At 37.5% G+C, this 13902-nt stretch carries 9 protein-coding genes; 6 read left to right on the forward strand and 3 right to left on the reverse strand.

Going from position 1 to position 13902, the window contains the following annotated elements; genetic code table 11:
- Positions 1-297: 297 nt before the first annotated feature.
- From HII17_RS16895 to HII17_RS16910, 4 genes are all read left to right on the forward strand, one after another.
- The gene (locus tag HII17_RS16895; RefSeq protein ID WP_169076551.1) at positions 298-2190 is read left to right on the forward strand and encodes a tetratricopeptide repeat-containing diguanylate cyclase; all 1893 of its coding nucleotides are present in this window, start codon (positions 298-300) and stop codon (positions 2188-2190) included.
- A 248-nt stretch (positions 2191-2438) separates the two neighbouring features.
- On the forward strand, positions 2439-4244 hold the full coding sequence (locus HII17_RS16900; RefSeq protein ID WP_169076552.1) for a diguanylate cyclase: 1806 nt from the start codon (positions 2439-2441) through the stop codon (positions 4242-4244).
- A 323-nt stretch (positions 4245-4567) separates the two neighbouring features.
- On the forward strand, positions 4568-6697 hold the full coding sequence (locus HII17_RS16905) for a TonB-dependent receptor (RefSeq protein ID WP_169076553.1): 2130 nt from the start codon (positions 4568-4570) through the stop codon (positions 6695-6697).
- Positions 6698-7025: 328 nt separating this feature from the next.
- A complete protein-coding gene (locus tag HII17_RS16910) occupies positions 7026-7772 on the forward strand; it encodes a substrate-binding periplasmic protein (protein WP_169076554.1) in 747 nt (248 codons plus the stop codon).
- Here the strand turns inward: HII17_RS16910 and HII17_RS16915 are convergent.
- From HII17_RS16915 to HII17_RS16925, 3 genes are read right to left on the reverse strand one after another with little or no spacing between them, the layout of a single operon-like run.
- Positions 7765-8643, reverse strand: coding sequence for a M48 family metalloprotease (locus HII17_RS16915; RefSeq protein ID WP_169076555.1), 879 nt, complete (start codon positions 8641-8643; stop codon positions 7765-7767). The two genes, HII17_RS16910 and HII17_RS16915, sit on opposite strands and share 8 nt — an antisense overlap.
- Positions 8640-9164: an SH3 domain-containing protein gene (locus HII17_RS16920; RefSeq protein WP_169076556.1), complete on the reverse strand. Its 525-nt coding sequence runs from the start codon at positions 9162-9164 to the stop codon at positions 8640-8642. The genes HII17_RS16915 and HII17_RS16920 overlap by 4 nt, the downstream gene beginning before the upstream one ends.
- 1 nt (position 9165) lies before the next feature.
- The gene (locus tag HII17_RS16925; RefSeq protein ID WP_169076557.1) at positions 9166-11001 is read right to left on the reverse strand and encodes a CHASE2 domain-containing protein; all 1836 of its coding nucleotides are present in this window, start codon (positions 10999-11001) and stop codon (positions 9166-9168) included.
- Positions 11002-11165: 164 nt separating this feature from the next.
- Here HII17_RS16925 and HII17_RS16930 point away from each other — a divergent pair, with 164 nt between their 5' ends.
- A complete protein-coding gene (locus HII17_RS16930) occupies positions 11166-12686 on the forward strand; it encodes an HD domain-containing phosphohydrolase (protein WP_169076558.1) in 1521 nt (506 codons plus the stop codon).
- Positions 12687-13052: 366 nt separating this feature from the next.
- Positions 13053-13901: an SPFH domain-containing protein gene (locus HII17_RS16935; RefSeq protein ID WP_169076559.1), complete on the forward strand. Its 849-nt coding sequence runs from the start codon at positions 13053-13055 to the stop codon at positions 13899-13901.
- The last annotated feature ends 1 nt before the right edge of the window (position 13902 follow it).

A 13902-nucleotide genomic window follows, 5' to 3' on the forward strand; every position in this document is an offset into this window, starting at 1 on the left:
AACGGAAAAAACGTAACAATCTAACTACCATATGACTTCACGGATTACCTAAATCAATTGAATTTCATTAGCCTTACTATAATAACTCTAGTGTATTTAACTCTCTAAGGCTATGGTAAAAGGCTATATTCAAAATGCTCGCTTACTTAAAATTGCAAACGACAAAATGTTAACATCACCTAGTTTTGTTAATTCAATGTTAACAATAACTTATATTTAAACTAATCGCTATTTTTAGCTACTTAAATATCATATATCTATTTATACTGAAAAAAGGTGCCCTAGTACGATTTAACTATGCATATTCAAGTCATTTACGCGATATTGATTTTCATTTGCTGTTTCTTATCAGCCAATGCACAAGACATTTCTACAAAAGAAAAAATGTCAGCTCATATCGATATTTTGACCGAAGATAATGTCATGTTGCCAAAAGACATGATTGCAGAACTAGATCAATTAATTATAGTTTCAAAGCAAAATAACTGGCTAGAAAATGAGATTAAAGCGCAAACCTTAAAAGCGGAATGGCTCGCCTTTCTTGAAAAATTACCAACAGCTTCAACAATTGTCGATAAATACTTACCAATAGCTCAACAACAGAAATTTACTAGATTAACCGTTAGACTTCAGCTCGTACGCCTTAGCATTTACGACTCTAAAGGTTTTAATGAGTCTGTTGAACTACATATATCCCAACTATTAGATTCAGCGAAGCAATGGGGAACTAACCTTGAAGCAGGCAGCATTTATAGTGCTGTAGGCCATAGTTACTTAATGCATGGTTTACTTGATAAGTCGTTAATTTATTTAAAAAAAGCTTACGAGATATTTGTTACTCATAACGACCAAGCCAACCTAAGCTACGCACTAAACTCAATGGCAAATCTTTATGCTGATTTGGAAGATTATGAAACTTCAATAAAGTACCTGCACGAGTCACTAGAAATTAATAAAGCAATGAAAGACAAACTTAGTTCATCAATTATTGCCCATAACTTAGGTACTACCTACACCAAAATAAGCAACTTTGAACAAGCGAAAAGTTATTTAGACGAATCACTTAAATTAGCGCTAGCAATTGAAGATGATATTGGTGTTGTTTGGGCTAAACATGCATTAGCTGAGCTATATGTAAAACGGAAACTTCCTAGAGAAGCGTTAGCATTATTTCAACAAGTTGTTGTTACCTTTGAAGAAACAGGAGAGAACCGAGAGTTATTTAACAGTCGAATAGGAATGTTCGATTGTTATGTTTTAATCAACGAACTAGATAACGCCCAAGCGCAAATTCCACTTTTAGAATCATTGTTAAAAAAATTAAAAAACGACAGTTATAGATTAGAGCTGGACAAACGAATTTCACAAATTAATTATTTAAAAGGTGACTTCAAAAGCGCTTATCAAGCCTTGCTTTCTTACAGCGACGAAAGTGAAAGGCAATATGCCAAAGAAAAACGTCAAAACATTCAAAAATTAAAAGTGAGTTTCGACACTGAAATAGCCGAACAAAAAAGCAAAGCGCTACAAAAAGAAAATGAGCTTCAACAATTAAAATTTGAACAGCAAAGTAATGAACGAACTCTATGGTTAGTGATCAGCTGCATGTCTATGGTGATTATTGTCAGTATTGTATTTCTCCTCGTTCGACAAAACCAAAGTAAGCTACATTATAAAAGTATGGCGTTGCGAGATACGCTCACTCAAGCGCCAAATAGGCGTGCTATCTTGCACAACGCCGAAATACTCTTCAGCCAAGCCAAGTCAGAAGGCTCCTCTTTCTCAATTGCCTTAGTTGACTTAGATAAGTTTAAAAAAGTTAATGATATTTATGGTCACGATGTAGGTGACGAAGTGTTAAAGAGCTTCGCCTCTGCGTGTAAGGAGACACTTAGAAAAGAAGACAACTACGGTCGATATGGTGGCGAAGAATGGTTGTTTGCATTCAATAATTTAGCGCCAAACGACATTACCACGATTTTTGAGCGTATCCATAAAACCTTTAATTTGACCAATATTAAAGGCTACCCTGCAGAAAAACATATTACTTTTAGCGCTGGGGTTGCGTTCAGTTCGTCAAATAAATCATTACAGACGCTTATTGGTGAAGCAGATAGCCACTTGTATAAAGCAAAAGAAACTGGCAGAAATAGACTAGTATTTGCCGATGAATGCCACCTACTATCATAATATCTATTAGGTTGAATAGCGTTTCACATTCTTTAGTTGTATGAACTTAGGCTATTAGCAAAATAATTCGCTTCAGCTTCTACAAGCTAAGCAGAACAACAGTTTTCTTGTTGCTGTTAATTTCCACAAATAAATACGAACATATACACCATGCATTGCGTTCAAAAAAAGAACAATATTCGTTAGTAAAGTAACCAGCATTACTTTACTATCAAGTATTATGCATCATGAATAACTTAGTTATATAAATGTTTATTCGAGTATTTTTCTATATTTTGTTCGGAATGGTTAGCCAAATAACACTTATCAAAGCAGAAAGTGTTGAATCGTTAAAACTTCAATTAATAGACCTTCCCCAGCAAGACAAGCGCCGAACTGAGCTATTAAACGAGCTCGCATTACATTACCTATACAAAGACCCCAAATTAGCCGTTCACTATGCAGAGCAAGCAGTTCCATTAGCTACTAGCCAAGAAAATGATGGAAGCCGTGCCGTAGCGCTGCGTCTATTAGGTCAAGCCCAAATGTATCAAGGCCTTAATGAAAAAGCTTTCACCCATTTAACGCAAGCTATTAATGTCGCCAACATTGTTAATAGTTCACATTTAATATCAGTTTCCAATCGTGCAATGGGTGTGTTTTATGAATTGATAATCGATTATGACAACGCGATGAAGTATTACATTGAAGCATTAAAATTTGCCAAACTCAGTAAGCAGCCCGCTGATTTAGCCATGGTTTACAACAACCTAGGCAATGTTTTAAACGCTCAAGGCGATTTTCTCGAAGCAGCGAACTATTTTAAGCAGTCTATTGAGATAAATAATGCAATAAATGATTTAGAAATGGCGATGAATGCCACTACTGGTTTGGGAGTATCATATTTAAAAAGCCAACAAATTAACCTAGCCAAAATCACCCTTGAATCAGTACTGAGTAACGAAGCAAAAATTAGTGACTTTACTTTTAGTGAAGCCAACGTAAATTTAGCTCATGTATACCAAATGCTCGATTTGCATCAGCCAGCCATTGAACTATACAAATTTGTAATAAGTGACCCTAGAGGAAGCGCCTACCCACAGGCAGTTGCAGCTTCTTATTTAGGGTTGGCGGAACTCTTATCAAAATTAAAACGCTATGATGAAGCGTTAGAAGTTTTTCGTAACGGTATAATTGCGGTAAAAAATAAAACCTCGGTAGAAAGTGAAATGGCATTGTATGAAAACTTAGCCAAACTCGAACTTAAACTTGGTCAATATGAAGCAGCAGCTAAAGTACAAGCCGAGTATATTTCGCGACGAAATACCATTCAGCCATTCACACAAGAAGGAATAATTAAAAAGCTAGAAAGCCAACTTCAAGTTGAAAGAGATGTAATAAAGCTTCAAGAAGATTTACTGCAAAAAGAACGTGAATCTAGACACTCATCTTTATACTTATTTGTCGCTATAGTCATTTCATTAGTTTGCTTAGTGTTATTCTTAACTCTTAGACTTAGAAAACAAGCCATGCTTAGACTAGAAGCAAAGAATCACGCGCTAAAAATTGCCTCTGAAACGGATCCATTAACAGGTATTGGCAACAGGCGATATTTAGATCGCAAGTTAGCCGTGTATCAAGGGAAATCTATTGAAATCGCATTTTTACTAATAGACGTAGACTATTTTAAAGAAATTAACGATAACCTTGGACATGATGTTGGTGATGAAGTGTTAACCGGAATTGCAAGCACAATAAAGGACCTTTGCCGTAAAGAAGACATATTTGCGCGAATCGGTGGTGAAGAGTTTGCTATTTTGCAGCTAAATTCAGATAAAAAATCTTCACTGGCTTTTGCCAATAGAGTACGACAAAAAATAGAACAAATGCGTTCAACATTTGATTTTTCCATAACAGCAAGTATTGGCGTTTCAATTGGTAATATGACAAGTGCTAACTATGACGACTTATATAAGCAATCAGACTTAGCCTTGTACCAAGCTAAATCTGCTGGAAGGAATAAAGTACAAGAATATATTTCAGATACACAAATTACGCTTCATACAAGAAGTTAATCTTAACTGATATAGCACGTTAAACAATATTTCCATTTAGCATGCTATGAGAGATTAGTTGTCAGCAATAAATCTTTTCTATAGATATTTAGCATCTTTATTTCCATTTATCTCCTTCACCGCATACGTTGGCAACACGCAACTAATGAATTCCAAGTGGCCTTCAAAAAAAATTCCCAAAATGAGAAATTACTTCAGATCAAAAAACTAACATTTAGGGTGCGACATTTTGTCGCACCTTTTCTAATTGCTATTGCGCAACAAACGACAGTCTTTAAATTACAGTCAATTACATTTTTTCTAATAATTATAGAGACATAACATTGACTTCATTTACGCTAAATAGATTATCGAAAGTCATTACACTTTCACTAATTCCCACGCTAGGTTTTACAGCAAATGTATATGCCGATGTTGCTGACGATGCCATCGAACAAGCGATGGAAGTTATCACCATTACTAATCGTGGTTTTGAAAAACCAACCATTGATGAAAGTTACGCTCAAGGTAAAACAACCACCCCAGACCTTGCTGGTTGGTTAAATTCAGTACCCGGTGCCAATGTAAACCGCAATGGTCCTGTTACAGGTATCGCTCAATTTCGCGGATTATACGGGGATAGAGTGGCAACAACCATTGATGGACAGATCATAATTGGTGCAGGCCCAAACGCTATGGATACGCCGCTAAGCTATTCTACTCCCCTGATGGTTGACTCGATGACAGCTTTTCGCGGTATAGCACCAGTATCTGCCGGCATCAACACGCTTGGGGGCGCTATTGATGTAAAAATGCGCAAAGCGGAGATTGATAATCAAAATACATGGCATTCATCAGGTGATTTGCAAGCCGGTTATCGTGCAGGTAATAACACCAAAACCTTAGCAGGTGTTGCGAATATTACTCAAGGCAGCTATGGCGTGATGGTTTATGGTAATGCACAAGAAGGCGACAACTATGAAGATGGTGATGGCAATGAAGTTTCACCAACTGAATTCTCTAAACAACAATACGGTATGGATTTACGCTACAACGAAGGTAACTTCACTAGCGGTCTAGGTTACCATTACACCGATACTACCAATTCTGGCACACCTGCCCTGCCGATGGATATTGAGTCAATCTACTCAAATCGCGTGAGCTTTGATGGCAATTATGCGACAGAAACATGGCAATATAATTGGCAAATTGGTTATTTAGATGCAGAGCATGAGATGACTAATTTCGAAATGCGTCAAAATAATGATCCTGCTAAATACCGTCGTAATACTGCCACATCAGATACGCTAGATTTTAAATTTACCATGTCACAAGCATTTGCTGCTGGAGAACTTACTATTGGCTTAGATGGTTACCAAGCAGATCATGATTCAGTCATCACCAACCCTAATAATATGATGTTTAATGTGGTTAACTTTAACAATGTTAAGGATGATCGCTTCGGCCTATTCATAGAATGGCAACAAGACTTTTCTGGCTGGAACCTGCACTCAGGTATACGTGCTAAACAAGCGAAAGCCGATGCTGGAGAAGTCAGTACTTCTATGGCTATGATGATGGGCAACATGGGTATGATGGCTTCGTCGTTGCGTGATGATTTTAATAATGCCGATCGCAGCATTGAAGAAAACAATATCGATCTAGCCATCAGCATGCAAAAGCCTATTGGCAAGTCGTTAACGGCTTACATTGGATTAGGGATAAAAAATAGAGCGCCTTCATACCAAGAACGCTACCTTTGGACACCAATGGAAGCGACGGGAGGGTTAGCCGATGGCAATACCTATATTGGTGATATTAACATAGAAACAGAAACGGCTTATCAATCTGACTTAGGTTTAACTTATAGCCAAGATAGCACGATGATTTCTGGTCATGTTTACTATCAAAATATCGATGATTATATCCAAGGTATTCCGCTAGGTATGGAGGATATGACAGCTCGAATGATGGCACAAATGATGGCTGGTGATGATAACCCATTAAAATTTGGTAATGTTGATGCCAAACTTTATGGGGCAGACGTTAACTTTGCTTATCAATTGTCTTCGTCATTTAGCTTGTCAGGTATTGTCAGTTATGTGAAAGGCGAGCGCAAAGATATTGATGATAATTTGTATCGAATCGCCCCGCTTAATGCCAAAATCAACCTGATATATGGCAGTGAAAACTATATTGCTCAACTGAATGTAACGGCAGTAGATGCTCAAGGTGATGTATCTATGACAAACGATGAACAAAAGACGTCTGGCTACGCTACTGTAAACCTAGAGGGTCAATACTTTGTTAATGCAGATTTTAGTATTAAAGCTGGTATCGATAACCTACTAGACAAACGCTATACCGATCACCTTGGCGGCTATAACCGTGTAAAAGGTAGTGAAATTAACCATATGGAACGATTACCTGGCGAAGGGCTAAGTGGTTGGGTTGAGATTGGTTATAGCTTCTAATTAAGCGCTTGCAACAAAGCGTAAAATAAGACACTACAGCATTAGAGGGGTTAACGAATTTGTTAACCCTTTTCAATTTATTGGAAAACTACTTTCAATATTTGACCTTTCTCTCAGTCAATTATTTAGGCAAATTCTTTAACATTTTGGACTAAAAGTCATTCTAACTAGCTTGATAAAAACTGCAGCATGAAAATATATGCACGCACAAAAATAGAAATGACCTTTACCACTAAAGAACAAATGTCATTTACTATAAAGAGTCATTAAACTAAAGCTGTTAGACTAAGGTAATTATTATTAATATTTGCCGTTAATTTAAATGTTCATGAATCGTGTTAAAAGAAAAATTATCTTTTGGCTCATACTGGTATTGCCAAGTTCTATTTCTGCGCAAGATATTTTGCACTCCTCAGTGTCGCCTGAATTTAGGGGCGGTTTACAAGAAAAATTTTTGCATTATATTGCCGAGAGAATGGATCTTGAATTATCGATTTACCCTATCACCTATTCACAACGCATTAAGTTATTAAAAGCAGGGAAAATCGATTTAATGGTTGGAGTTAAAGATCAGTATGCTGGTGATCAAAGCCTACTCTACATAAAGCCAAGTTATGATCAGTTAACGAATAGTATTTTTGTACTTAAGAAAAACTTAAATAAATATGAAATACTCAGTGATCTAAAAAATACATCCATCGCTTTTACTCCAGATAACGAAACTACAAAACAACACATTGAAGCGTTGGGGATAAACATTATGCCCGCCGAGTTTTTAAAGCAGAAAATTGAGTTATTACGAAAAGGGCGTGTTGATGGTTTAGTACATTTTAAGCAAAGTGCGCTTAGCACGATAAAAGCCATGGGCTTAGAAAATGAGATTGTGTTGGCTAACCTCCCACCTTTTTCAATTAGAAAACACTTTGTTGTAGTCAGTGCTCATTCACCACTAAAAAATAAAAGCGCAGAACTTTCATCAATTATCAGAAATGGTGTTGAAAAAGGCGATTTTAAACGTATCAGACAAACGCATTATCAAGAAAAAACGGGAAACACTAGCACTGCTTTTAACTAGAGTTTCTTTGACCACTTAGTGTTTGCTGAAACCGCTTTATCAGGGTTTTGCCCTTTACATGCTGCACTTCAACTAATGTCTGTTGTATATGTGTGATTCGCTCCGTAGCAGTTGGATGCGTTTTATAAAGAAGCGCTAAACTTGAGTCATCCGGAGAAATAGCCTCTATTACTTGTAAACTGCTAATATAGGCATAAGGATCATAACCTGCTCGTGCCATTAGCCTTAATCCTCTTTCATCGGCTTTCATTTCATCAGTTCTATCTAGCCCTTTACTATAGAGATCTTGAGCGGCACTTGTTACGGTTTTTGCCCAAGCAGCATATTGTCTTTGCTCTCTATCGGCCCCGGTATTTGCTTGGTATGCATCTGCAGAAACAAATAAAGCTTCTGTTACAGCACCTCTTAGTGCACCGCTTTTAAGGGCATTTAAATGATGAGCAAGTGTAACGTGGCTAATTTCATGTGCTAACACTGCGGCAAGTTCGGCCTCACTATTCAACTGCATAAGCATGCCTGACGTTATAAATACATAGCCGCCTGGCGCGGCGAAAGCATTAATTGCATCACTGTCTATTACCCCAAAATGCCAAGGCAATTCAGGCCGTGTAGAATTTTGCGCTAACCAACGCCCTACGTGATTTACGTATTGATTGACTTCGACATTTTGATGCAAAGGTCGAACACCTAGCAGTACTGCCGATATATTTTCACCAAGCTGGGATTCCTGCGTTTCATCTATCATGCTTGCATCCCAAACTTTAACGCCTTGATTAACCAGCTTACCAACATCAACATTACCTATTTTAAGACCTGTTGTTTGGCAACTAGTCAGCAATAAAATTGCCAGTATTACTTTTAGATAGTTCATTCGCTGCCTCCATCATCTTTAATAAGGGCGATTGAACTATCAGGGGTTAAATTGGCTTTTTTAGCAAACGTATTAGCTGAGCTGGTTGTTGTTTGATAGCTAGCCAACAATTTAAGTTGTTTAATGTTGGCCTTTGCTTTTTTTAAGTCTTGCTCATCAAACCCTCTGATACCCGTCGATGCTGTTGGCTTTACTTTTTTAGTGACTACACTATCAAATAAGTTTTTTACACCTAACTCACCTGTTCTTTTGGGGCCACTTAAAAAACGAACATTTAACATTTTGATCCAACCACTTTGCTTAGCATCGCTTAAGACTTGATACCATGCTCGTTTCCGTTCAAATACATTAACTGACTGCTCTGGCTTTAAATTAGTGATAACTTGGCTATCGTTTTTAGGGAGTGCATGTAAAGCAGAAGAGTGAATGACCTTACCTAGCTTGGCAGACTGTTCATTGGTTGATGCTTCAACGTAAATCGGCAAAGCAAATATAGCGAGAAGCAATATCCTTAATTTCATATTATCTCCTTAATGGCTGATAAAGTTTTACCTGAGCTTTACGTCCTTTTACGCTAAACTCACCTTGATATTCAAAGCTATACTTTTCCTTGGCTAACAACATGGTTTGTTCTGAGACTAAAATTCGACTGTGATCTTTAGTTAACCCTTCAATTCTACTCGCCAAATTTACAACATCACCAATGACAGTATAGTCAACTCTCTGAGCGGTACCTACTAACCCCGCTATCGCTTCACCTGAATGAATGCCAATGCCCACATCAAATGCTCGTAAATGCGCCGGTAATGTTTGTTTAAAGTTTGCTAAATTGTCTTGCATGATAAGTGCAGCCTCTATAGCTTGCTCTGCATGATATGCTGTTGAAATAGGCGCTCCCCAAAACGCCATAATGCAATCGCCTATAAACTTGTCCAATGTACCTTTGGTATCAAAAATAACCGACACTTGCTTTTCAAAGTATTGATTTAATAAAGTTAACATTTCGTTTGCTGCATGTTGTTCAGACAATTGGGTAAAACCTCTAATATCAGAAAACAACACTGTTATTTGTGTTTTTTGATTCAAGTGTTCCGCTGAAAGATGCCCTTTACCGAGTAAATTTAACACTACATTGGGGTCCAAAAATCGGCCGAACATGGTTAATGCTTTTCGTCGATTTAAAAACTCGAGATAACCAAAAGCAAATGAATATGACAAAACGCCAGCGGTGCATATTAATATTGGCGCTGCAATAAATATCACTATGTTTTGGCTGATAAACCATCCGTTAATACCATATAACGCCAAACAGCTTACTAGCCAACATCCCGTTGCGGCTAACAATTGAAAAGAGTAGGTAGACAATAGATAAAAACAACTAGCCGTGATTAACAATAAAGCTATCGAAATAGCCGTTAAAACAGGGAATTCAAACTGACTAAGATGCTGATCGTGTTTCAAGTTATCAAGTGCGGTAGCTAACACATACACGCCAGGAAAATTATGATTTACCGGCGTTGTTCGCGCATCATACAAGCCTGCAGAAGTTGTACCTACAAGGATTGTTTTTTGTTGAAACTGTTGTAAAAATTCATGGTCATTATTAATAACTGCTTGATACACGTCTACATATGAATATGTTTTATAAGGTTGATGATTATCGCCACGCCAGTTAAGCAAGAATTTATTTTTATCAGGCAGCTCTTTCCCCAAGGCTTTCAATAATGTAGAAGCTAAGGAATACAATTGCCAACCCTCGCCTTCTTGAAATAGCGAATAATACCGACCAACACCGTCAACCTCGGCTTGGTAATTAATCGTACCAAGACGCCAATATTCAGGATTAATAGCAAAAGGTAATAATAGCATTGCCCTAGCATTGGAATTTAGTTGCTGATTAACTAATGGTAAGAATGACTGATATTGGCTAAATGCTTGCCCCTGGCCACCTTCGGTTTCAAGTACTAACATAGAAAAATATGTATTTTTGGACTCTGCAATCACTTCATTAAAGTAATTATCGGCATCTGGTCGATAGATGTCTTTTTCCGAGAATAGAATATCGAAAGCGATGATGTTGGGCTGATATTGATTTAATCCCTCGATTAATTCAGCATGCACACTACGTGGCCAAACCCAGCGACCCGCAATTTTATTCATTGCTGTTAGGCTATAGTCGTCAATAGCAATAACAACGATATCTTTATCTGCGACCTGTTGTTTAGCTATGCGCTTTATTTGCATATCAAATAGATAATAATCGGCTCTTAAAAACCATTGCTGATTTAGCGCCAATAAGCATATCAGCGCTAACATCGAGAAAATAACTATGATTAACTTACTTCGTTGCTTAACCAACTATTCAGGCCTTTCATCAACTGCGTACCTTTTTAAGCTTAATCACTTATTGCCAATATGCTAATTCACACATCAGCTAACTAACCAACAATTAAGAAAAAAAACACAAAGTATCTATACTTAAATCTATATCGCGCCTTTTTTAATTAACTATTGAGGCTTTCGTGAATAACATTGAACGTTTTATCGAAATTGGCATAGCGCTTTCCACTGAAAAAGATCATAACGTGTTGGTGGAGAAAATATTATGCAGTGCCATGGACATTTCGAATGCTGATGGAGGCACTATTTATTCCATCGACGAAAACCAGCAGCTAGTTTTCGATACATTAATCAATAAAAGCTTAAACCTGCACTGGGGCGGTACAACAAAAAAAGACATTAATATCCCAAGCATTCCGCTCTATATCTACCAACAACCTAATAAAAGCGCATTAGTTTCGATTGCTGCGACCTCAGGCGAAGTTATCAATATAGAAGATGCTTACCATGTAGAAGAATATGATGTTACCGCTGCAAAAGAGATGGACGCTAAAACTGGGTACCGAACTCATTCAGTTTTAACCTTGCCAATGAAAAATCATGAAGGTGAAATAACAGGGGTTGTTCAGCTTTTAAATGCCAAAGACGAACACAATAACATAGTTGCTTTTAACAAAGACGTCGAGCGCACTATATTGGCGCTAAGTTCTCTTGCCGCGGTTATCTTAACCAACAAGCAGCTAATTGATCAGATGGAAGAGCTGTTTGGCTCATTTTCTCGACTGATTGCCTACGCTATCGATCAAAAATCTCCTTACACCGGAGGCCATTGCCGTAGAGTTCCAGAAATAACGATGTTACTCGCCAGGGCTTGTCACGAAGTCACTGACGGGCCACTAACCGAATTTGAATTGTCTGATGCAGACTTCCATGAATTAAGTGTTGCCGCTTGGCTACATGACTGTGGAAAGGTCGCCACACCTGAATATGTAATGGATAAGGCAACTAAACTTGAAACGGTTTTTGATCGCATCGAATTAATTGTTGCACGTTTAGAAGTTGCTTCACAACATATTACTCACCACAAGTCTTTGTCGGTAAAAGAAAAAGCACTGAAGTTAAAACAATTGGCTTCAGATAGGGAATTTCTAATTAACGCCAACAAAGGTGGAGAATTCTTTGACGACGACAAAATAAATCGGGTTTACCAAATTGCTAAGGACTACCAAGTTACGATAAACGGCATTACTCAATCGGTTATTAACGAAGATGAAGTGTATAACTTAATTACCAAACGCGGCACATTAAACGAGCGAGAACGTCGAATAATTAATGGTCACATGGACGTAACAGTTAATATGTTGGAAACCCTTCCATTTCCAAAGCACTTAAAAAATGTCCCCGAATACGCCTGTGGTCATCACGAAAAAATGGATGGGACAGGTTATCCAAAAGGTTTAAAGCGTGATGAAATGTCTATTCCTGCGCGTATTATGGCAATAGCTGATGTCTTTGAAGCGCTTACAGCAAATGATAGGCCTTATAAGCCCCCAAAAACACTAACGGAAACTATAACGATTATGGACAGAATGAAGGCTAATGATCATTTAGATCCTGATCTTTACGATGTATTTATCAATCAGAAAGTGTACTTATCATTTGCAAAAGAGTTTTTAGATAGCGCACAAATAGATTGCGACTAACTGAAGTAGCTCCATCAAGATAACTTGGCTTATTAAGCTTTTCGTGAATTGACTTTATTTTAATTAAACTAATAAACGAGCCTTTTAATTACTTTAACAACCCTAACTCATTTTAAAATTTTTGATACGAAAAAGTTGAACTTAATATTAATAGCGAAAGCCGTGATTTATAGCTAGATTCACGTTCAGTGATTTTCCCAAAAGCAACATACCCTCCACATTTACATTCACACTTTTAAAACAACGACTTAAGAAACAAATCACTTAACCGTTTTAAAAAAGCTTATTCTGTTTATTTTGAATAACTTTACTTATGAAGAGCCAGAAGCTATAGTGATATCAAATTGATATCACATTGAGGTGTTTATGAAAGAGAAAAAAGGGTTTTCGTTAAATGGCTATTTAGCCATATTAATATTGTTATTTTTACAGCCTTTCTCTATTTGGTTATTGGCAAATCATACTGGTACGCCATTTTTAGAACTCGCTTTAGTTGTGCTAGTAGCTATTTGTTGGGGAGGATTTTTCATGATCCAACCAAATCAAGCTAAGGTAATGACCTTCTTTGGCAGCTATGTTGGTACGGCAAAGGAAAACGGTTTACGCTGGACAATTCCTTTCTTTTTTAGAAAAAATATATCGCTACGTATTAGAAATTTCGAAAGCGGCCAATTAAAAGTAAATGATAACCACGGTAATCCCATTGAAATTGCTGCAGTAGTTGTTTGGGCTGTAAATGATACCGCTGAAGCCATGTTCGAAGTTGATGACTATGAAAGCTATGTCAGTATTCAAAGCGAAGCTGCACTAAGAAACATGGCAACTACCTACCCATATGATCTTCATGAAGGTGATAAAGTTGCACTGCGCAGCCACCCTAAAGAAGTGTCTGAGTCTTTGAAACAAGAAATCCAACAACGATTAGAGAAGGCAGGTGTAAACGTACTTGAAGCAAGGATCAGCCACTTAGCTTATGCTCCCGAAATTGCTAGTGCCATGCTCCAACGCCAACAAGCTTCGGCAATTATCGCCGCTCGTAGTAAAATTGTTGAAGGCGCAGTAGGCATGGTAGAAACAGCGTTAGCTAAACTATCAGAGCATGAAATTGTTGAATTAGATGAAGAACGCAAAGCAGCCATGGTCAGTAATTTACTAGTGGTATTATGTGGCGATCACAGTACGCAGCCAGTAATAAACGCCGGCAGTCTTTACTAAA

This window comes from Thalassotalea algicola, from assembly GCF_012932965.1.
In the GTDB taxonomy this organism is placed as follows: domain Bacteria; phylum Pseudomonadota; class Gammaproteobacteria; order Enterobacterales; family Alteromonadaceae; genus Thalassotalea_F; species Thalassotalea_F algicola.

Excerpts from the sequence above, each read along its gene's own strand:
- HII17_RS16920 (WP_169076556.1), bottom strand. The coding sequence starts at position 9,164 with ATGAAATTAAGGATATTGCTTCTCGCTATATTTGCTTTGCCGATTTAC.
- HII17_RS16915 (WP_169076555.1), bottom strand. The coding sequence starts at position 8,643 with ATGAACTATCTAAAAGTAATACTGGCAATTTTATTGCTGACTAGTTGC.
- HII17_RS16900 (WP_169076552.1), top strand. The coding sequence starts at position 2,439 with ATGTTTATTCGAGTATTTTTCTATATTTTGTTCGGAATGGTTAGCCAA.
- HII17_RS16910 (WP_169076554.1), top strand. The coding sequence starts at position 7,026 with ATGAATCGTGTTAAAAGAAAAATTATCTTTTGGCTCATACTGGTATTG.
- HII17_RS16895 (WP_169076551.1), top strand. The coding sequence starts at position 298 with ATGCATATTCAAGTCATTTACGCGATATTGATTTTCATTTGCTGTTTC.
- HII17_RS16935 (WP_169076559.1), top strand. The coding sequence starts at position 13,053 with ATGAAAGAGAAAAAAGGGTTTTCGTTAAATGGCTATTTAGCCATATTA.